Origin of the sequence: Micromonospora sp. HB375 (genome assembly GCF_017872985.1) — a bacterium.
GTDB lineage: Bacteria > Actinomycetota > Actinomycetes > Mycobacteriales > Micromonosporaceae > Micromonospora > Micromonospora chalcea.
The window spans coordinates 4,288,931-4,308,053 of the sequence record NZ_JAGGJO010000001.1 but is presented as its reverse complement, the minus strand read 5'-3'; the positions used below and the strand labels follow the sequence as shown (position 1 = coordinate 4,308,053).

General features: G+C 73.1%; 15 protein-coding genes. 11 read left to right on the top strand and 4 right to left on the bottom strand.

The annotated features are described in order from the left end of the window. Nucleotides 1-52 precede the first annotated feature (52 nt). From J3R08_RS19710 to J3R08_RS19675, 8 genes are all read left to right on the top strand, one after another. A complete protein-coding gene (locus J3R08_RS19710) occupies nt 53-388 on the top strand; it encodes a DUF485 domain-containing protein (RefSeq protein ID WP_043323102.1) in 336 nt (111 codons plus the stop codon). Further along, a complete protein-coding gene (locus tag J3R08_RS19705; RefSeq protein ID WP_051610899.1) occupies nt 385-2,064 on the top strand; it encodes a cation acetate symporter in 1,680 nt (559 codons plus the stop codon). Before J3R08_RS19710 ends, J3R08_RS19705 begins: the two co-directional genes overlap by 4 nt. A 60-nt stretch (nt 2,065-2,124) precedes the next feature. Next, nucleotides 2,125-3,723, top strand: coding sequence for an FAD-dependent monooxygenase (locus J3R08_RS19700; protein WP_209962378.1), 1,599 nt, complete (start codon nt 2,125-2,127; stop codon nt 3,721-3,723). Between the two features lie 78 nt (nt 3,724-3,801). Next, nucleotides 3,802-5,043, top strand: coding sequence for a 3-deoxy-7-phosphoheptulonate synthase (locus J3R08_RS19695; RefSeq protein WP_209962377.1), 1,242 nt, complete (start codon nt 3,802-3,804; stop codon nt 5,041-5,043). Between the two features lie 345 nt (nt 5,044-5,388). Next, nucleotides 5,389-6,327, top strand: coding sequence for a ParB N-terminal domain-containing protein (locus J3R08_RS19690; protein WP_197494849.1), 939 nt, complete (start codon nt 5,389-5,391; stop codon nt 6,325-6,327). A gap of 180 nt (nt 6,328-6,507) precedes the next feature. Continuing rightward, nucleotides 6,508-7,989 carry a vanadium-dependent haloperoxidase gene (locus J3R08_RS19685; protein ID WP_209962375.1) on the top strand — a complete coding sequence of 494 codons (1,482 nt, stop codon included), beginning with the start codon at nt 6,508-6,510 and terminating at the stop codon, nt 7,987-7,989. A gap of 108 nt (nt 7,990-8,097) precedes the next feature. After that, nucleotides 8,098-8,436, top strand: a complete 339-nt coding sequence (locus tag J3R08_RS19680; protein WP_043323114.1) for a PadR family transcriptional regulator — start codon at nt 8,098-8,100, stop codon at nt 8,434-8,436. After that, nucleotides 8,433-9,506, top strand: a complete 1,074-nt coding sequence (locus tag J3R08_RS19675; protein WP_209962373.1) for a DUF1700 domain-containing protein — start codon at nt 8,433-8,435, stop codon at nt 9,504-9,506. Before J3R08_RS19680 ends, J3R08_RS19675 begins: the two co-directional genes overlap by 4 nt. Here J3R08_RS19675 and J3R08_RS19670 read toward each other — a convergent pair. Continuing rightward, the gene (locus tag J3R08_RS19670; RefSeq protein ID WP_069088386.1) at nt 9,503-11,494 is read right to left on the bottom strand and encodes an acyl-CoA dehydrogenase; all 1,992 of its coding nucleotides are present in this window, start codon (nt 11,492-11,494) and stop codon (nt 9,503-9,505) included. The genes J3R08_RS19675 and J3R08_RS19670 overlap by 4 nt on opposite strands. 176 nt (nt 11,495-11,670) lie before the next feature. On the opposite strand from J3R08_RS19670, the gene J3R08_RS19665 reads away from it, so the two are divergent. The 3 genes from J3R08_RS19665 to J3R08_RS19655 are packed head-to-tail and all read left to right on the top strand — an operon-like array spanning nt 11,671 to nt 16,731. Beyond that, nucleotides 11,671-13,392, top strand: a complete 1,722-nt coding sequence (locus J3R08_RS19665; protein ID WP_209962372.1) for an ABC transporter ATP-binding protein — start codon at nt 11,671-11,673, stop codon at nt 13,390-13,392. Continuing rightward, nucleotides 13,389-15,173, top strand: coding sequence for an ABC transporter ATP-binding protein (locus J3R08_RS19660; RefSeq protein WP_209962370.1), 1,785 nt, complete (start codon nt 13,389-13,391; stop codon nt 15,171-15,173). Before J3R08_RS19665 ends, J3R08_RS19660 begins: the two co-directional genes overlap by 4 nt. Nucleotides 15,174-15,207: 34 nt before the next feature. Then, nucleotides 15,208-16,731, top strand: a complete 1,524-nt coding sequence (locus tag J3R08_RS19655; protein WP_069088388.1) for a methyltransferase — start codon at nt 15,208-15,210, stop codon at nt 16,729-16,731. Between the two features lie 41 nt (nt 16,732-16,772). On the opposite strand, the gene J3R08_RS19650 is transcribed toward J3R08_RS19655, so the two are convergent. Genes J3R08_RS19650 through J3R08_RS19640 form a run of 3 tightly spaced genes read right to left on the bottom strand, consistent with a single transcriptional unit; the run spans nt 16,773 to nt 19,112 of the window. Further along, on the bottom strand, nt 16,773-17,471 hold the full coding sequence (locus tag J3R08_RS19650) for a LysE family translocator (protein WP_069088389.1): 699 nt from the start codon (nt 17,469-17,471) through the stop codon (nt 16,773-16,775). Beyond that, the gene (locus tag J3R08_RS19645; protein WP_205796696.1) at nt 17,464-17,847 is read right to left on the bottom strand and encodes a hypothetical protein; all 384 of its coding nucleotides are present in this window, start codon (nt 17,845-17,847) and stop codon (nt 17,464-17,466) included. Before J3R08_RS19645 ends, J3R08_RS19650 begins: the two co-directional genes overlap by 8 nt. A gap of 5 nt (nt 17,848-17,852) precedes the next feature. Then, nucleotides 17,853-19,112, bottom strand: a complete 1,260-nt coding sequence (locus J3R08_RS19640; protein ID WP_104112319.1) for a lysine N(6)-hydroxylase/L-ornithine N(5)-oxygenase family protein — start codon at nt 19,110-19,112, stop codon at nt 17,853-17,855. Between the last annotated feature and the right edge of the window lie 11 nt (nt 19,113-19,123).

Below are 19,123 nucleotides of genomic sequence, written 5' to 3'. Positions count from 1 at the left end.
CCGCACGCCATCTCCGCATCGTCTGCGACGTTCTCACCAGGGGGAGAGAGCAATGGACACGGCAGCTCCGGCACCGGACGGCGGTCGTTACCTCGCCGTCCATCACAGCGCAGAGTTCAGGGAACTACGGCGACGATCGAGCACGGTCACGCTCTGGGCCAGCGTCGCCTTCTTCGGGTGGTGGTTCCTCGGCAGCCTGCTCGCCACCTACGCTCCGGACTTCTTCCGGGAGAAGGTGGCCGGCCCGGTCAACGTGGGCCTGCTCTTCGTCTTCCTCTCGTTCACCTTCGTGGTGACGCTCGCCGCCTTCTACCTGCGCTACGCCCGCACGCGGCTCGACCCGCTCAGCGAGAAGATCCGCGCCGACCTGGAAGGAGCGTCCCGATGAGCGTCGTCCTCGCCGACCCGCCACCCCCGGTCGACAACACGTGGGCGACGCCCGCGATCGCCGTCCCGGTCACCGTCGTCCTCGCGCTCGCGGTGCTCTACCTGGTCCGCTCGGCGCGCGCCAGCACCACCACCGCGGACGGCTTCCTGCTGGCCGACCGGCGGATCGGGCCGGTGCAGAACGCGCTGGCGGTGGCCTCCGCACCGCTGATGTACTCGACGATGTACATCATCACCGGCCACATCGCGCTCAGCGGCTACGACGCCATCCTGCTGATGACCGCCTTCACCATGGGCACCATGCTCGCGCTGTTCCTCTTCGCCGGGCCGGTGCGCAACGTCGGCGGCTACACGCTCGGCGACCTGCTCGCGGTGCGCGTCCGGGAACGGCCGGCGCGGATGGCCTCGGCGGTGCTCACGCTGCTGACGTACGTCATGCTGACCGTGATCATGATGGCCGCCATCGCGTTCATCTTCAACCGCTGGTTCGGCGTCGACGCCCTCGTCGGCCTTGTCCTCCCGGTCTTCGTGGTCGGCCTGGTCACCGTCGGGTACGTGTACCTCGGCGGGATGCTCGGGGTCACCCGCATCCTGGTGTTCAAGCTGGTGCTGTCGGTGGTCGTGGTGGGCGTGCTGACCGCCTGGGTGCTGGCCCGCTTCGACCTGAACCTGTTCAGCCTGCTGGAGCGGGCCGAGGCCAACGCGGCGCCGGTGCCCAGCGGCAGCGACCTGCTCGGCCCGGGCCGGCTGTTCGGCGAGGGCGCGACCACGCTCGTGCACCTGTCGAAGCTGTTCGCCATCGCAGTCGGGGTGGCGGCGATCCCGTTCCTGTTCATGCGCAACTTCGCGGTGACCAGCGGGCGGGACGCGCGCCGGTCGACCGGGTGGGCGTCGATGATCATCGTCGGGTTCTACCTGTGCCTGTCCGTGGTCGGGCTGGGCGCGGTCGCGATCCTCGGCCGGGACAACATCGGCGTCATCAAGGCCCACCGCGACATCAGCTTCCCCAAGCTCGCCGACGAGCTGGGCGGGCCGGTGATGGTCGGCTCCCTCGCCGGCGTCGCGGTCCTGACGATCGTCGGGGTCTTCGCGCCGCTGCTGCACAGCGCGGTGACGACGGTGACCAAGGACCTGAACGTGCTGCGGGGCCGCCGGCTGGACCCGGCCGCCGAGCTGAAGGACATCAAGCGCAACACCCTGATCATCGGCGTCGGCTCCGTCCTGCTGGCGGTCGCGATGCTGCCGGTACGGACCCACATCTTCATCCCGACCTCGATCGACGTGGCCGGCGCGGTGGTCCTGCCGATCGTCGTCTACGCGCTGTTCTGGCGCCGATTCAACACCCGCGGCCTGCAGTGGACGGTCTACGGCGGCCTCGCGCTCACCGCGTTCCTGGTGCTGTTCTCCAACGGCGTCTCGGGCGAGCCGGACGCCATCTTCCCGGACCGCAACTTCAAGTTCGTGGACGTCGAGCCCGCGCTGATCACGGTGCCGGTCGGCTTCCTGCTCGGCTACCTCGGCTCGCTCACCAGCCGCGAGCGCGACGACGCCGCCTTCGCCGAGATGCAGGTCCGGTCCCTCACCGGCGCGGTGGCCACGGGACCGGCGCGGCCGGCCGCCGTCGACGACGAGGACCGCGACGGCCGCCAGGACCGGGCGCCCAGCCCGGTGAGCTGACCATCCGCCACGGTGTGGGGCGGCCCCCTCCGCCGTCCCACACCCCCTCGGGAGGCAACTGTGGATCCGGTACCGGTTCTGGTCGTGGGCGCGGGCCCGGTCGGCATGGTCACCGCGCTGGCGCTCGCCCGTCACGGCGTCGCCTGCGTCCTCGTCGATCAGGGCTTCGAGACGTCCGTCCATCCCAAGCTGGACTACGTCAACGCCCGCAGCATGGAGTTCTTCCGGCAGTTCGGCCTCGCCGACGACGTGCGTGCCGCCGGGGTCGCGCCCGAGCACCGGTCCGACGTGATCTGGTCGACCGGCCTCGCCGGTGAGCCGATCACCAGGTGGGGCCTGCCCTCGGTCACCGAGGAGTGGCGCCGCATCGCCGAGCACAACGACGGCACCCAGCCGGCCGAGCCGGGCCAGCGGATCTCCCAGATCGACCTGGAGCCGGTCCTGCGGGCGCGCTGCCGGCGGGAACCGCTCGTCGACCTGCGCCTCGGCGTACGGTTCGACTCGCTGACCCAGGACGACGCGGCTGTCACCAGCGTGCTGGCCGACGACACCGGCGGCGAGGTCCGGCTGCGGTCGCGGTACGTCGTCGGGTGCGACGGCGCGTCGAGCCGGGTCCGCCGGGCCGTGGGCATCGGCGAGGAGGGCTTCGACGTGCCCGGCCTGCCGGGCGCGTTCATGGTGCACTTCACCAGCCGGGACCTGGACAGCCTGCACCGGCACGGCCGGTTCTGGCACTACTTCGCGTTCCGGTACGTGATCATCGCGCAGGACGAGGTGGACACCTGGACCGCGCACGTCAACGGGATCGACCCGAACGAGTTCGACGAGCCGCCGGCCGACCCGGAGGCGTTCCTGCTCGACACGATCCGCACCGAGCTGCGGATCGACAAGGTGCTGCTCACCTCGCGCTGGCGTCCCGGCTTCATGCTCGCCGACCGGTACCGCGCCGGCCGGGTGCTCCTCGCCGGGGATTCGGCGCACCGGATGTTCCCCACCGGCGCGTACGGCATGAACACCGGCATCGGTGACGCCGTGGACGTGGCCTGGAAGCTCGCCGCGGTGCTCCGGGGCTTCGGCGGCCCCGCGCTGCTCGACAGCTACGACGCCGAACGCCGCCCGGTGGGGCGGCGCAACATGCACACCTCGCACCGGCACCTGGGCGTGCACCTGCGGGCGGGGGAACTGCTGCGCGACGGCGCCCCGCTGCCGTCCGTCGCGGCCTTCCTCGACGCCGAGCGGGGCGAGAACGAGTACCGGGGCATCGAGCTGGGCTACCGCTATGCCGGCTCGCCGGTGCTCCGGCCGGAGGGCCCGGCCGAACCCCCGGACGACCCGCGGGCGTACACCCCGACGACCTGGCCCGGCGCCCGCCCGCCCAGCCTCCTGCTCAGTGGCGGGCAGCAGATCTTCGACCGGTTCGACCCGGCCTCGTTCACCCTCGTGGACTTCACCGGCGACGGCGCCGCCGATCCGCTGCTGGCGGCGGCGGCCGCGCGGGGCCTGCCGGTCACCCACACCGTGGTGACCGACGCCCGGGCCCGCGAGCTGTGGGAACGCGACCTCGTCCTGCTGCGGCCGGACCACCACGTCGCCTGGCGGGGCAACACCGCGCCGCCGGACCCCGACGCCGTGGTCCAGCGCGTACGGGGTGGCGGATAGGCGCGACGTGCCGTCACCGGCGGCCGGGTCACGCGCACACGCGACCGGCGGTCCGGCTGACTCTCGACTGGAGGACAGATGCAGCAATCCGGTTCAACGGCGGAACGCAGCCCACTCGGGCCGTGGGAGGGCAAGCCGGCGGTCCAGCAACCGGACTGGCAGGACCACCCGGCGTACGCCCAGACCTGTGCGGCGTTGGCGGCGGCCCCGCCGCTGGTCCCGCCCGGGGAGGTACGGCGGCTCCGGCAGGCGTTGTCGGAGCTGGCGTCGGCCGGCGGGCTCCTGCTGCAGTTGGGCGACTGCGCCGAGAGCCTCTACGAGTGCACCCCCCGGCACACCTCCGACAAGATCGAGGTCATCGACCGGCTGGGGGACCGGCTCAGTGAGCTCACCGGGCGCAACGTGCTGCGGGTGGGCCGGATGGCCGGGCAGTTCGCCAAGCCCCGGTCGCAGGCGACGGAGTGGCACGACGCGCTGAGTATCCCCTCCTTCCGCGGCCACATGATCAATTCCGAGCTGGCCGCGCCCGGTACGCGCAAGGCCGACCCGCGCCGCATGTGGTGGGCGTACGAGGCGAGCGACCGGGTGCAGCGGGTGCTGCGCGCCCACCGGGAGGGGGCCGGGCGGGCCGCGCGGACCGAGGGGCCCTGGTCGAGCCACGAGGCCCTCGTTGTCGACTACGAGTCCCGGCTGATCCGCCGGGACCCGGACACGGGTGAGCGCTACCTGGCGTCGACCCACCTGCCGTGGGTGGGGGAGCGGACCCGCCGCTCCGCCGAGGCGCACGTGGCTATGCTGTCCACTGTGGCGAACCCGGTCGGCTGCAAGATCGGGCCGGACGCCGACCCGGACGAGGTTCTGCGGGTGTGCGAGGCGCTCGACCCGCGGCGCGAGCCCGGCCGTCTCGTCCTGATCCCGCGGATGGGCCGGGACCGGATCCGGGAGGCCCTGCCGCCGATCGTCCGCGCGGTGGTGAACGCGGGCCACCCGGTGCTCTGGCTGAGCGATCCCATGCACGGCAACACCGTCAAGGCCTCGGTCGGCCTGAAGACGCGGCACCTCTCCGACGTGGTCACCGAGGCGCTGCGGTTCCGCGACATCCTCGACCGGCAGCGGCAGCACGCCGCCGGGCTGCACGTCGAGGTCGCCGCCACCGACGTGACCGAGTGCGTCGGCGGGTCCGTGGCCGGCGAGGACGACCTGGCGCGTCACTACACCTCGCTGTGCGACCCCCGGCTCAACCCGGTGCAGGCCACCGAGTTGATCGAAGCGTGGGCCAAGGACACCGCGACGGTCGGCCCGGCGCCGAGGCGGCCCTGAGGTGCCGACCGTTTTCGAACTGCGGGAAAATTGACAGAAGGAGACCTGCCGGAGCAAATTCGGCCAGGCTAGCCGCGCCGCAGTTCGTCGTCCACTACCTGCGTGGGTAGTGTCTACTACCCGTGCCGGGACCGTCAGTGGTGTTGCCCAGCAGGAATCCCATCGCAATGATGTGTGGGAAGGTGTAATCCTTCGATCGGTGACGCGCGCACCTCATCTTATCCGCACGGAATCCTGTCTCGGCTGAAGCGAGTGTTTCCAATGTGGGGCAACTCAAACACGCTGGAAGTGAAGGGCAACGACGAGAGATTTTCCCTGCCGGACGCAGCTACGGAGGATCGGTCTGTGCTTGGCGAGACGGTTCCGGTTTCCGCGCTGCTGCCCGGCGACTCCCCGCGACTGGCGGGAGAGAACGTCGAGCACATCCGGCTGCTGGCCGCGATGCACGACCTCCCCCCGATCCTCGTGCAGCGCGGCACGATGCGGGTGATCGACGGCATGCACCGGCTGCGGGCCGCCAAGCTGCGCGGCGACGAGACCGTACGGGTGACGTTCTTCGACGGCGACGACGCCGCGGCGTTCCTGCTCTCGGTCGACGCCAACATCAAACACGGGCTGCCGCTGTCCCGCGCCGACCGGGAGGCCGCCGCCACCCGCATCCTGCGGTTGTATCCGCAGTGGTCGGACCGCGCCGTCGCCGCGGCCGCCGGGCTGTCCCCGACCACGGTCAGCGGCATCCGGCGCCGCCTGCTGCAACCGGCGGCGCGGGAGGGCAGCCGGGTGGGACGGGACGGCCGGGTGCGCCCGCTGGACGGCTCGGCGGGCCGGCGGCGGGCCAGCGCGGTCATCGCGCTCCGGCCGGACGCGCCCCTGCGTGCCATCGCGAAGGAGGCCGGGGTGTCGGTGGGCACGGCGCGGGACGTGCGCGCCCGGCTGCAGGCGGGCCGGGACCCGGTCCTGACCCCGCAGCGGCCGGCGGCCGAGCCCGAGCCGGCCGCCGACGACGGGTCGGAGGCGCGCAGGCGCCGGCCGGGTCAGGCCCCGGCGCCGCCCGTCGACTGGCCGGCGGTACGCGGGAACCTGATCCGCGACCCCGCGGTGAAGTACGCCGAGGTGGGCCGGGCCTTCGTCCGGTGGGCCGACGGGCACGTGGTCGACCCGGCCGCCTGGCGCGAGTTCGTCGACGCCGTGCCGCCGTACTGGCGCACATCGGTGGCCGAGCTGGCCCGCTCGTGCGCCGCCGCCTGGCTGGCGTTCGCCCAGGAGCTGGAGGACCGGGCGTGAAAACGGCGGTCCGCATATTTGCGGCGGTTGTCGACGGCGCGTCGAATTCCGTTGCCGTCGCCACTACCCGATCGAGTAGTGGACCGGCGTGAATAACGCGCGTTAATGTTCCTTCGATCCGCTGCCCTCATTTTCGGTGAGCACATTTGTGCGGCGGTCCAATGGAGAGGAGAATTCCCGGTGAAGATTCTGAGGCGGCCGCGGAAACGGCATCTCGGGGGTGCCGCGGCCGTCGCCGCGGCGATCGCCCTGGTGGTGTCGCTGACAAACGGTGTGTCGGCGGCCCCGCAGGCAGCGACCTTCGACCTCGACCACGGGAACGCCCTGACCGACGTCATCTACCCGGCCCTCAACACCGAGCCGCGGGTCGAGTACAGCGGCCGGCCCGGGTCCTGGGCCGCGGACCGGGCCATGCTCATCGAACTGCCGTGGTTCGACGCCCTGGCGGCGTACCACCCCACCGCGGTCGGCATCTTCTCCACCATCGGCCGCCGTCCCGCCGAGGAGCACACGACGCGCAACAAGAACATCGCCGTCATCTACTCGGCCTACACCTCGCTCAGCAAGCTCTACCCGCAGCACGAGGCGACCTGGCAGCGGATGATGGCCACCGCGGGCCTGGACCCGGCGGTCACCGCGGAGGACCGCACCACCGCCAGCGGCATCGGCATCCTCGCCGCGAAGAACGCCATGGCGGCGCGCCGCAACGACGGTACGAACCGGGACGGCGACGCGGGCGGCCGCCGCTACAACCGCGAGCCGTACGCCGACCACACCGGCTACCGGCCGGTCAACAGCCCGTACGAGCTGCGCTTCCCGTCGCGCTGGCAGCCGAACACCATCTCCAAGCGCGAGGTCGTCAACACGCAGGAGTTCGCGACGCCCCAGTTCGGCCAGGTCAAGCCGATCACCTTCGACCGGCCCGAGCAGTTCCGGCTCACCCCGCCGGTGAACCACCACCTGCTGAACCCGAAGGGCTACCGCAAGCAGGCCGACGACGTGCTGCGCGCCTCGGCCGGCCTGGACGACCGCAAGAAGATGAGCGCGGAGATCTTCAGCGACAACATCACGCCGTACGGCGCCATCGCGCACACGCTGCTGCGGGGCCGGTACAACACCGAGGACTCCGTCCGGTTCATCGTGATGACGGACGTCGCCGGGTTCGACGTGGCGATCGCCTCCTGGTACTACATGCGCAAGTACGACTCGGTGCAGCCGTTCAGCGCGATCCGCCACCTGTACCCGAACAAGAAGCTGACCGCGTGGGGCGGCCCGGGCCGGGGCACCGTCAACGACATCACCGGCACCCAATGGCGCAGCTACCTCAGCTCGGTCGCCATCGCCGCTCCGGAGTACCCGTCGGTAAACGCGGCGGTCTGCGTCGCCTACGCCCAGGTCGCTCGCCGGTTCACCGGCACCGACAAGCTGACCGTGGTGATCCCGGTGCGCAAGGGCTCCTCGATCGTGGAGCCGGGCGTGACCCCGGCCGCCGACATGATGCTGACCTGGAACAGCTACTCGGAGTGGGCCGCCGAGTGCGGGCAGAGCCGGGTCTGGGGCGGCGAGAACTTCCCCGCCTCGGTCGCGGCCGTCGACCAGTACGCGCCGCAGCTCGGTGACCGTGCCTTCGACTTCGTCCAGCGCAAGCTGAACGGGCGCTGATCCCCGCTGTACCGGTCCGCGCTGCCGGCCATGCCCTCGGGCGTGGCCGGCAGCGCGCGTTCCGACCCCCTCACCACATGTCTTGCATAGCAAGGTATCTTGCGAGGCATGGACGGGGCACGTGAGCGGATCACCACGAACATCCGCAAGGGCGTGCTGGAGTACTGCGTGCTCGCGCTGCTCTCACGGCGCGACATGTACGGCCTGGAACTGGCCGACTGGCTCGCCGTGCGCGGCCTGACCGCCAGCGAGGGCAGCCTGTATCCGCTGCTCGCCCGCATGCGGCAGGCCGGCACCGTGCAGACCCGGTGGGTGGCCCCCGAGCAGGGGCACGCCCGGCGGTACTACGCGATCACCGACCAGGGGCGGGCGCACCTGCGGGTGTTCGCGACGGTGTGGCGGGAGATCCAGCCGCACGTGGACGAGTTGATGGGGGAGGAAGGATGAGCGACGACGGCCTCCCGGAGGCGGCGTGGGCCTACCTGCGGGCGCTGGACGCGGAGTTGTCGGACGTCCCGTCCGGCACGGCGGAGGAGATCGTCGCGGATGTCCGCGCGCACATCGCCGACGCCCTCGACAGCGGGCGGAGCGCCGACGAGGTCCTCGCCGGCCTGGGTGCCGCGCCGGACGTGGCCCGGCAGGCGCGGGAGGAACTGGGGCTACCGGACCAGGACCGCCCGGAGCGGGTCGGCCGGACGCTGTCCCTGGTCGCGTCGGCGGTCGGCGTGCTGATCGCCGTGTGCGTGAGCTTCCTGCTGCCGTCCACAGTGCCGGTCGAGCCGATCCAGGCCGACGCCGGCGAGCAGGGCGTCCTCGGCCGGCTCGGTCCGGGAATCGCGCTGCTCACGCTGCTCACGCTGCTACCGGCGCTCGTCGCGGCCGCGCCGCTCGTGGCGCCCGCCCGGGTACGCGCCGGGTCGCGGCTCGCCGGCGCGATCGCGCTGACCATGTTCGCCTGCGCGGCCGGCGAGACGGGCCTGTACTACTTCCCGCTCGCGCTGGTGGCCTGGGCGGCGGCGTTCGTGCCGTGGGCCGTGCGGCGAGGCGCCGGGGGACGGTGGTGGCACGTCCTGGCCGGTGGGATCGTGGCGATGCCCGGCGTACTCGTGGCGGTCGCGTCGGCCGGCGGCTCGGTCGGTGTCGGCTGGGTGGGCGCGGCGCTGTGGATCGCCGGGCCGGTCGCGGCCGGTGCGCTGTGCGCCTACGGATTCCGGGCCGGGTACGCGGTGACCGCGCTGGCCGGCGCGCTGGTCATGATCCTCGCGATGGCCGAGCGCGGCTTCCTGTTCGCCGCCTTCTGGCTGTTCGGCGGGCTGTACCTGGCGCTCGGTGCCGCCGGGTACGCGGCGGCGCGGCCGGCCGACGGTGACCCCGCCACCGCGCGGGCGGCCGACGGTGACCCCGCCACCTCACCGCCCGTCGACGGCGATCCCGCCGGGGCGCCCGGCGCACCGGCCCGGCCGCGACCTGAGCCGGCCACGGAGGCGGACCCGGAGGCCGCGGCGCCGGCCGGCTAGGCCGGCACGGCCTGCGGGTCGGCGGCGGTGTCGTGCGCGGCCATCGCCTCCTGGCGTCCGGGCTCCTCGCGCAGGATCGCGGCGTGCAGCCAGGCGTCCGGGATGGCGAACCCGTCCACGAGCGTGCGCATGTACGGGCGCAGCTCCTTGAGCAGCCCGTTCACCACGCTGGTGATCGTCTTCGAGCGGGCCGGGGTGAGCCGGCCGTGCTCCAGCAGCCAGCCCTTGTTCGCCTCGATCACGGTGAGCGCGTACAGGTCGCAGACCCGGGACAGCAGCTCCTTGACCGCCGGGTCGGCGGTGGCGTCGATCCCGGCGACGAACGCCTCCAGCGTCACCCGGTCGATGTGCGCGGCGGCGACGGCGAGGACGTGGTCCTGGACGTCGTTGAAGATGTCGAAGGGCCGGTCCTTCTTGGTCGACGCGCCACCGCGCAGGCGGCGCACCGCGCTGTCGAGCAGGTGCTCCTCGCGGTCCTCGAAGAGCTTGAGCTGCCAGCCCCGGTCGGTGACCGCGACCTCGTCGTCGCGGCCCGGCACCGCGCTGACCAGACGTGCGATCAGCGCCCGGGCGGCGGTGCGCTCCAGCACCATCTCGCGTACCTGCTCGGCGACGAAGGAGGCGCGTCCCCAGCCGTCGAGCGAGCCGAACTCGTCCCGGTAACCGGTCAGCAACCCCTTGGCGACCAGTTGCAGCAGCACCGTGTTGTCGCCCTCGAACGTGGTGAAGACATCGGTGTCGGCCTTGAGGCTGGGCAGGCGGTTCTCCGACAGGTAGCCGGCGCCGCCACACGCCTCCCGGCACATCTGGATGGTGCGGGTGGCGTGCCAGGTCTGCGCCGCCTTCAGCCCGGCGGCCCGGGACTCCAGCTCCCGCTGCCGGTGTTCGTCGACCGGCCCGTCGCCGCCCTGGATCTCGTCGAGCGCCGCGACCAGCTCCGCCTGGGCGAAGGTCAGCGCGTACGTGGTGGCCAGCGCGGGCAGCAGCTTGCGCTGGTGCGCCAGGTAGTCGTTGAGCAGCACCTCGCGGTCGCCGTCGGCGTCGCTGAACTGCCGGCGGATGTCGCCGTAGCGCACCGCGATGGCCAGCGCCGCCTTGGTGGCCGCCGACGCCGCGCCGCCCACGCTCACCCGGCCCCGGACCAGGGTGCCCAGCATGGTGAAGAAGCGCCGGGAGTCGTTCTCGATCGGGCTGGAGTACGTGCCGTCCTCGGCGACCTGCGCGTACCGGTCCAGCAGCATGTCCCGCGGCACCCGCACGTGGTCGAAGCTGAGCCGCCCGTTGTCCACGCCGAGCAGGCCGGCCTTGGGTCCGGCGTCGCCGATGGTCACGCCGGGCATCGGCCGGCCGTGCTCGTCGCGGATCGGCACCAGCCAGGCGTGCACGCCGTGCCGGCGCCCGCCGGTGACGAGCTGGGCGAAGACCACAGCCATCCGCCCGTCCCGGGCCGCGTTGCCGATGTAGTCCTTGCGCGCCGCCTCGTGCGGCGTGTGCAGGTCGAAGGTCTGGGTCTGCGGGTCGTACACGCAGGTGGTGCGCAGTTGCTGCACGTCCGAGCCGTGGCCGGTCTCGGTCATCGCGAAGCAGCCGAAGAGCCGGCCCGCGACGATGTCGGGCAGGTAGGCGTCGTGGTGCCGCTTCGTGCCGAGCGCGGCGACCGCGCCGCCGAACAGGCCCCACTGGACGCCGGCCTTCACCATCAGTGACAGGTCCACCTGGGCCAGCATCTCGGTGGCGACGATCGAGGCGCCCACGTCGCCGCGGCCGCCGTACTCGACGGGGAAGCCCGAGGCGATGCCCAGTTCGACAGGGAGTTCGGACAGCAGCCGGGTGATGCGCTCGCGAGCCTGGTCACCGGTCTCGCCGTACACCGGGAGGAAGCGTTCGTCGAGGTGTTCGCGGTGCGCCCGGCGGACGTCGGCCCACCGGCCGTCAAGCGTTTCCCGCAGGCGTGCGATGTCGATGCGGCCGGCTGCGTGATCGAACATTGTCACTCCTCGGTGCAGTGGACATTTGCGTACACTCTCGGCCTGATCAACATTACCGGCGGTGATCGCGCGCCGCTGGCGGAGCGCGTGGTGAGCCCGGCCACCCCCCGGCGGTTCGGCTGCCCGCGAAGCTGAGGTTAGGCTGTCCTCACTTCAAGCACTGGAGGCATCCCCTCGTGTCCCCGCTTCCCCCCGGCAGCGCCGTCACCGCCCGGCACGTGCTCCGCCAGGCGCTGCGCCGCCAGCGCCGCCCGGTGCTGATCGGCGTGACCCTGCTCGGGCTGCACCAGGTCACCGAGGCGCTCGTGCCGGTGGCGATCGGCGTCATCATCGACCGGGCCGTGGTGACCGGCGACCCGTGGGCGCTCGCGTACTCCGTCGCCGGCCTCGCCGCCCTGTTCACCGTGCTGGCGTTCGCCTACCGCAACGGCGCCCGCCAGGCGTTCGCGGCCGTGGAGCGGGAGGCGCACCTGCTACGGGTGGAACTGGCCGAGCGCGCGCTCGACCCGCGCGGGCACCGCTCCGGCCTACGCGACGGCGAACTGCTCTCGGTCGCCGCCTCCGACGCCGAACTCTCCGCGTACGTGGTGCGGGTGGCCGGCTTCGGCGTCGCCGCGGTGAGCGCGCTGACCGTCGCGGCCGTCGCGCTGCTGGTCATCGACGTCCCGCTCGGACTCGGCGTGCTCATCGGCGTACCGGTGCTGGTCCTGGCGCTGCAACGGATGGCGCCGCTGCTGTCCCGGCGCAGCGCCTCCCAGCAGGAGGCCCTCGCCGAGACCACGGCGCTCGCCGTCGACCTCGTCTCCGGCCTGCGCGTGCTGCGCGGCATCGGCGCCCAGCACCACGCCGCCGGCCGGTACGCCGCCGCCAGCCGGCGCGCCCTCGCCGTGACGCTGCGCGCCGCCAACACCAAGGGCCTGCACCTCGGGCTCACCACCGCCGCGAACGGCCTCTTCCTCGCCGCTGTCGCCGGTGCCGCCGGCTGGCTCGCCCTGCGTGGCCGGCTCACCATCGGTGAACTGGTGACAGTGGTCGGGCTCGCGCAGTTCGTCGCCGAGCCGGTGCAGACGCTGGGCTACTGCGTGCAGTTGTTCGCGATGGCCCGCGCCTCCGCGGCCCGGGTCGCGCGCGTGCTCGGCGCCGAGCCGCTGACCCGGCCGGGCGCCGCGTCCCGGCCGGACCGTACGGACGGGCCGCGGCTCGTCCTCGACCACGTCGGGCACGCCGCGCTGGACGGGGTGTGCCTGCGCGTCGACCCGGGGGAGATCGTCGGCGTGCTGGCGTACGACCCGGCCGACGCGGACGCGCTGGTCGCGTTGCTGTCCGGACGGGTGCCCGCGGACCGGCGCCGGGGCGCGGTACGCGTCGGCGGCGTACCCGCCGACGACCTGGACATCGACGCGCTGCGCGGCGCCGTGCTGGTCGAGCCGCACGACGTGACGCTGTTCGAGGGAACCGTGGCCGCCAACCTCGCCGCCGGCCGCAGCACCGACGAGGGACGCCTGCGCGCCGCGGTCCGGGCGGCCGCGGCGGACGACGTGGTGGACGCGCACCCCGGCGGCCTCGGCCACCGGCTCGTCGAGCGCGGCGCCAACCTCTCCGGCGGCCAGCGCCAGCGGCTCGGGCTGGCGCGGGCGTTGCACGCCGACCCGCCGGTGCTCGTGCTGCACGACCCCACGACCGCAGTGGACGCCGCCACCGAGGCCCAACTCGCCGACGGACTGGCCGGTGCGCGCCGCGACGCGCCCCGGGGCACGCTGCTGGTCACCAGCAGCCCCGCCCTGCTGCGGATCACCGACCGGGTGGTGGTGATCGCCGACGGCCGGGTGACCGCCGAAGGGACGCACGAGCACCTGCTGGCCACCGACGCCCGCTACCGCGAGGAGACACTGCGGTGACCGCTGACCCGCGTACCGCCGAACCCGGCCGGGCGTTGCTGCCCACCGCGACCGCCCGGCGGACCTGGACGACGCTCGGCGCGGAGTTCCGGCGGCGGCCCGGCCTCAGCGCCGCCGCGACCGCCGTGCTCGTCGCCGCCGCCACCGGCGGGCTGGTCGCGCCCTGGGTGCTCGGCCGCCTCGTCGACGACGTCATCGCCGATGCCCCGGTCTCCCGGATCGCCGGCCGGGTCGCGGTGATCGCCGGCGCGGCAGTGCTCACCGGGCTGCTCACCGCCGCCGGGGCCGCGCTCGCGTCCCGCCTGGGCGAGACCGTGCTGGCCCGGCTGCGCGAGCGGGTGCTCGACCGGGCGCTGCACCTGCCCTCGGCGACGCTGGAACGGGCCGGCACCGGTGACCTGCTGGCCCGGGTCGGCGACGACGTGGCGGTGGTGACGAACGTGATCGCGGTCAGCGGTCCGGCGTTCGTCGGCGCGCTGCTGTCCGTGGTGCTGACCGTGTTCGGGCTGGTCGCGCTCGACTGGCGGCTCGGCCTCGCCGGGCTGGTGGCAGCGCCCGCGTACGCGCTGGCGCTGCGCTGGTACCTGCGCCGGTCCGCGCCGTACTACGCCCGTGAGCGCGTCGCCACCGGCGAGCGGACACAGGCCATGGCCGGCGCGCTGCGCGGCGCGGCGACAGTGCGCGCGTACCGGACCGAGGACGCGCACGTCGCGGCGATCGCCGAGCGTTCCGGCGTGGCGCGCGACCTGTCGCTGGAGATCTTCAACCTGCACACCCGCTTCGGGCTGCGGATCAACAGGTCGGAGTTCCTCGGCCTGGCCGCGGTGCTCGTCGCCGGGTTCTTCCTGGTCCGCGCCGACCTGGTCACGGTGGGCGCGGCGACCACCGCCGCGCTCTACTTCCACCGGCTGTTCAACCCGATCGGCCTGCTGCTGATGGAGTCCGACTCGGTGCTGCAGGCCGGCGCGAGCCTCGCCCGGCTGGTCGGCGTGGCCACGCTGCCCGACACCGCCCCGTCCGCGCCGTCGGCGGCCGGGCGGCGCGGCCCGGCGGCGCTGGACGTCACGGTCCGCCGGCACCGCTACGACGACGACGGCCGCCTGGTCCTGGCCGACGTCGAGCTGCGCCTGGCCCCGGGTGAGCGGGTCGCGCTCGTGGGCGCCAGCGGCGCGGGCAAGAGCACGCTCGCCGGCATCGCCGCCGGGATCATCGCGCCCACCGACGGGTCGGTACGCCTGGGCGGCGTGCCGCTGACCGAGCGGGGCGAGCACGCCGTGCGGCGCGACGTCGCGCTGGTCAGCCAGGAGGTGCACGTCTTCGCCGGGCCGCTCGCCGAGGACCTGCGCCTGGCCGCCCCGGACGCCACCGACGCGGAACTGCTCGACGCGCTGGACCGGGTCGGCGCCACCACCTGGCTGCGCGCGCTGCCGGACGGGCTGGCCACGGCGGTCGGCGAGGGCGGCCACCGGCTCACCGCCGCGCAGGCCCAGCAGGTCGCCCTGGCCCGGCTGGTGCTGGCCGCGCCCGCCGTCGCCGTGCTGGACGAGGCGACCGCCGAGGCCGGCAGCGCCGGAGCGCGTGACCTGGACCGGGCGGCGCTGGCCGCCACCGAGGGACGGACCACGCTGATCGTGGCGCACCGGCTCAGCCAGGCGGTCGCCGCCGACCGGATCGTCCTGCTCGACCACGGGCGGATCGTGGAGCAGGGCACGCACTCGGAACTGCTCGCCGCCGACGGCCGGTACGGGCGTCTGTGGCGCTCCTGGAGCGTCCCGGTATGACCGCGCACCGCCCATCGACCCAGGTGAGGGGAACATGACCGACGCGCCGGCCCGCTTCGTGCTCTTCCCGGGGCGGCACCACCTGCTGACCCGGTTCCAGGCCGACTACCTGTGCCGGCTGGCCGGGGACGAGGCCACAGTGGTCTGGGCGGTGACGTCGGCCAACCACGAGAACACCAGACGCAACCCGGTGCCGTACCACCGGCGGGAAGCCGCGATCGAGCGGTTCAGCGTGCTGAGCGGGCTGCGCTCGATGGTGGTGCCGATCTTCGACACCGCGTACACCGACGCGTTCGCCGAGGTGACGCTGAAATCCATCGCGGTGGCCACCGGGCTCGAACTCACCCCCGCCGACACGCTGCTGGCCTGCTCCACGCCGGAGGTCGCGAAACTGTACGAGCGGCTCGGCTTCCGGATCGCGCCGGTCGAGGCGGACCCGGACCTGCCCGAGCCGCCCGAACGGCCGTGGGACGTGCTGCTGCGCCTGGCCGCCGGGGACGAGACCTGGCGCGCGCTCACCCACCCGGCCACCATCGATGTGTTCGAGCGCTACCGCCTGGTCGAGTCGATCCGGTCGGTGGTGAACGACCCGCTCGTCGGCGCCGAGGGCGGCCTCACGGTGACCCGCGACTACCGCACCTACGTGGAGGCGTTCGCCACTGCCGCGCAGCGCAAGTGGGACTCGGTGCGCGGGTACGTGCAGCCCGGCCGCATCGTGGACATCGGCTGCGGCGCGGGCGCGGTCCTGGAGCTGGCCGACCGGGAGGCCGCGCTGCGCGAGAGCGACCTGATCGGCGTGGAGGTCGCCCGCCACCTCTACCAGGAGTGCCTGCACAAGAAGGCGCAGGGCGTGTTCCGCAACGCCAATGTCTACTTCTTCCACCGCAACGTCCTCGGCGGCGCGGTGTTCAAGGACCGCTCGGTCGACACCACGCTCACGTTCGCGCTGACCCACGAGATCTGGTCGTACGGGCGGCAGCGGGAGTCGCTGCTGCAGTTCGCCCGCCGCATCCACGACCACACGGTGCCCGGCGGCGTCTGGATCAACAGCGACGTGTGCGGTCCGGACGACCCCGGGCGGCAGGTGCTGCTGCGGCTGTCGGCCGACGACGGCGACAACCCGGCCGCGCCCCGCGGCGATCTCGCCGAGCTGACCTCGGCGGAGGTCCGGCGCTACGTCGGCGGGCTGTCGACGCGGGCGCGGCTGGACCAGTTCGCCGTCGACTTCGCGTTCGGCTTCGACCACGAGCCGCTTCCGGACGGCGCGGTACGCCTGTCGCTGGGCGCGGCGATGGACTACCTGACCCGCAAGGACTACACGGACAACTGGCTGTCGGAGACGCAGGAGCAGTTCTGCGGCCTGAGTTTCGCCGACTGGACGGCGCTGCTCACCGAGGCGGGGTTCGAGATCGGCCCGGCGTCGGCGCCGGTGCGCAACGAATGGGTGATCGACAACCGGATCGCACCGGTCGCGTCCCTCACCGACCTCGACGGCCGGCCGCTGGACTGGCCGACCACCCACGTCCTCACCGTCGCCCACCGCCCCCGCAACCAGTGAGACCGACGGCGCCCGCCGCTGCCGGCGGGCGCCGTCGCCGCTCACCGGCTCAGCGCGATCCGGATCGCCAGGACGATCAGGATGAGCCCGGTCAGCCGTTCGATCACCAGCAGCACTGACGGCCGGGTCAGCCAGGGCTGCAACCTGTCGATGAGCATGATGTAGCAGGCCCACCAGAGCACGGCGAGACCGATGAACGTGGCGGCCAGCACCGCCGTGCGGGCCGCCGCCCCGTCGCCGGGCCTGACGAACTGCGGCACGAACGAGACGTAGAAGACGACCACCTTGACGTTCAGCAGCTGGCTGGTGACGCCCATGACGAACGAGCGGCGGGCCACGTGCGGCTCGTCGGCGGCCGGGGCCTCCGGCACCGGCGCGGGGCCGGTCTCCGGGTCCGGCCCGGCGCCGCCCGCGCCGACCGGGACCGGCTGCGCCGCCGGGGCCGTCCGGCGCGGCCGGGTGGCCCAGAGGATCGTGCCGCCCAGGTAGAGCAGGTACAGCGCGCCGGCGACGCGCAGCACCGTGTAGAGCGTCGGCGAGGAGACCAGCAGCGCGGACAGGCCGGCGGTGGCGAACGACGCGTGCACCAGCGCGGCGACGAACAGCCCGGCCAGCACCACGAACCCGGCCCGCCGGCCGTACCTGACGGTCTGCCGGGTGACGAGCGCGAAGTCGACGCCCGGCACGATGATGATGAGCAGGCTGGCGGCGACGAAACTGATGATCTGGATGTCAGACACGACGCCGGCTCTCCTGTCCTGCGGCGAGCGCCGGCGCCGCCTCCTCGATGACGGAGACGCCGCTGTCCTGGCGTGGCCCGTGCCGGCGCCACTGTTCCCGCAGCCGGATCCGGCCGTCCGGCAGCCGCTCGGGCCGGGACTCGCACTCGCCGACCACTATGGTGCCGTCGGTGAGCACCTCCAGGTAGGCGAAGCGCACCACGCCCTGGGCGTCGCAGGTTCCCGCGAGCCGGCCGTGCCGGACCGGGCCGCCGGTGATCTCCGCCCAGACCAGGTCGCCGCGCTGGTGGTAGTGCCCCCGCAGCGGCTCGGCGCCGTCACCGGCGTCGTGGTCCACGGAGACGAAGACGCGGCCGTCGTAGTCGAATGTCGTCATCGCGCTCACGCCCACCGGGTGCTCACGTAGTCGTCACGGAACCGGCAGACCGTGCGGCCGGCGATCGAGTTCAGGATCATCGCGCTGCGGATCGGCAGAATGCTCAGGTTGGAGTCGACGAGCCCCTGCACGTACCGCCCCCGGTTCAGCACGAAGATCTTGTGGTCGTCGGCGTGCTTCCACCGGATCGAGTAGTCCGACTCGATCACCGGTTCGCCGCGCTCGTCCACGTCGATCAGCGCGGACAGCTCCGGATCGAAGGGGAGCGGGGCGAGCCGCCGGCCCGCCGCGACGATCACGTTCACCGCCCGGTGCCGTTCCTCGCCGCTGCCGGCGGTGAGGCACTCCAGCTCCACCTCCCCGTCGAGCTGCCGGGCGCCGGTCACGGTACGGCTCGGCATGATCGTGACCGGGAACCGGCCGGTCCGCAGCCGCTCCTCGTAGTTGTGCTGGTAGACGCCGCGCAGCGTGCCGGGGGAGATGCCGTCGCTGGTCAGGATCTGCCCGGAGACCAGCCGTTCCCGCACGTCCCGGGACAGCGAGAGGAACGCCTCCTGGTAGGCGGGCCGGTACAGGTCGTTCGCCGAGGGGGAGTCCTCCAGCGGCGCGAACCAGGACCGCCGGCCGATCCACTTGATGTCGCGGCAGCCGCGGGCGAGCAGCGCCGCGACGCACTCCGCGCTGGTCTGGCCGCTGCCGATCACGACCCACGGCACGTCCGGCTCGTCGGGCACGCCGGCCAGGCGCCGGTTCAGCTCGTCGGCGACGAACAGGTGCCGGGGGTCGAGGGCGTCCAGGAAGTCCGGTACGAAGGGGACGGTCCCGCTGCCGAGCACCAGGTGCTGGGAGCGGGCGACCTCGACGCCGCCGCTGCGGGTGACTATCGCGCCGTCGAACTCGACCCGGTCGACGCGGGCGCCGTAGGTGATGCGCGGCAACTGCTCCGCCGCCCACACCAGGTACTGCTGGTACTCGATCCGGGGGATGGTGTCGAAACCGGCGCCCAGCAGGGCGTAGACCCGGCCGGTGGTGACCAGGTAGTTGAGGAACGACAGCGGGTGCGTCGGGTCGTAGAGCGAGACCAGGTCCTTGACCCAGCCGGTCTGCATGCGCACGCCGCTGTGCAGCATCCCGTCGTGCCAGCCCGGCTGGTCCCGCGCCTCGAACAGCGCGATGTCGTGCGGCGCGAGCGCGTCGTACATCGCGGCGAGGCTCAGGTTCGCCGGCCCCGCGCCAATTCCCACTGTGTGATAGGTCTGCGTCATCAGTCTGCCTC

Excerpts from the sequence above, each read along its gene's own strand:
- J3R08_RS19675 (WP_209962373.1), top strand. The coding sequence starts at position 8,433 with ATGAGCGACGACGGCCTCCCGGAGGCGGCGTGGGCCTACCTGCGGGCG.
- J3R08_RS19645 (WP_205796696.1), bottom strand. The coding sequence starts at position 17,847 with ATGACGACATTCGACTACGACGGCCGCGTCTTCGTCTCCGTGGACCAC.
- J3R08_RS19640 (WP_104112319.1), bottom strand. The coding sequence starts at position 19,112 with ATGACGCAGACCTATCACACAGTGGGAATTGGCGCGGGGCCGGCGAAC.
- J3R08_RS19670 (WP_069088386.1), bottom strand. The coding sequence starts at position 11,494 with ATGTTCGATCACGCAGCCGGCCGCATCGACATCGCACGCCTGCGGGAA.
- J3R08_RS19695 (WP_209962377.1), top strand. The coding sequence starts at position 3,802 with ATGCAGCAATCCGGTTCAACGGCGGAACGCAGCCCACTCGGGCCGTGG.
- J3R08_RS19705 (WP_051610899.1), top strand. The coding sequence starts at position 385 with ATGAGCGTCGTCCTCGCCGACCCGCCACCCCCGGTCGACAACACGTGG.
- J3R08_RS19680 (WP_043323114.1), top strand. The coding sequence starts at position 8,098 with ATGGACGGGGCACGTGAGCGGATCACCACGAACATCCGCAAGGGCGTG.
- J3R08_RS19710 (WP_043323102.1), top strand. The coding sequence starts at position 53 with ATGGACACGGCAGCTCCGGCACCGGACGGCGGTCGTTACCTCGCCGTC.
- J3R08_RS19655 (WP_069088388.1), top strand. The coding sequence starts at position 15,208 with ATGACCGACGCGCCGGCCCGCTTCGTGCTCTTCCCGGGGCGGCACCAC.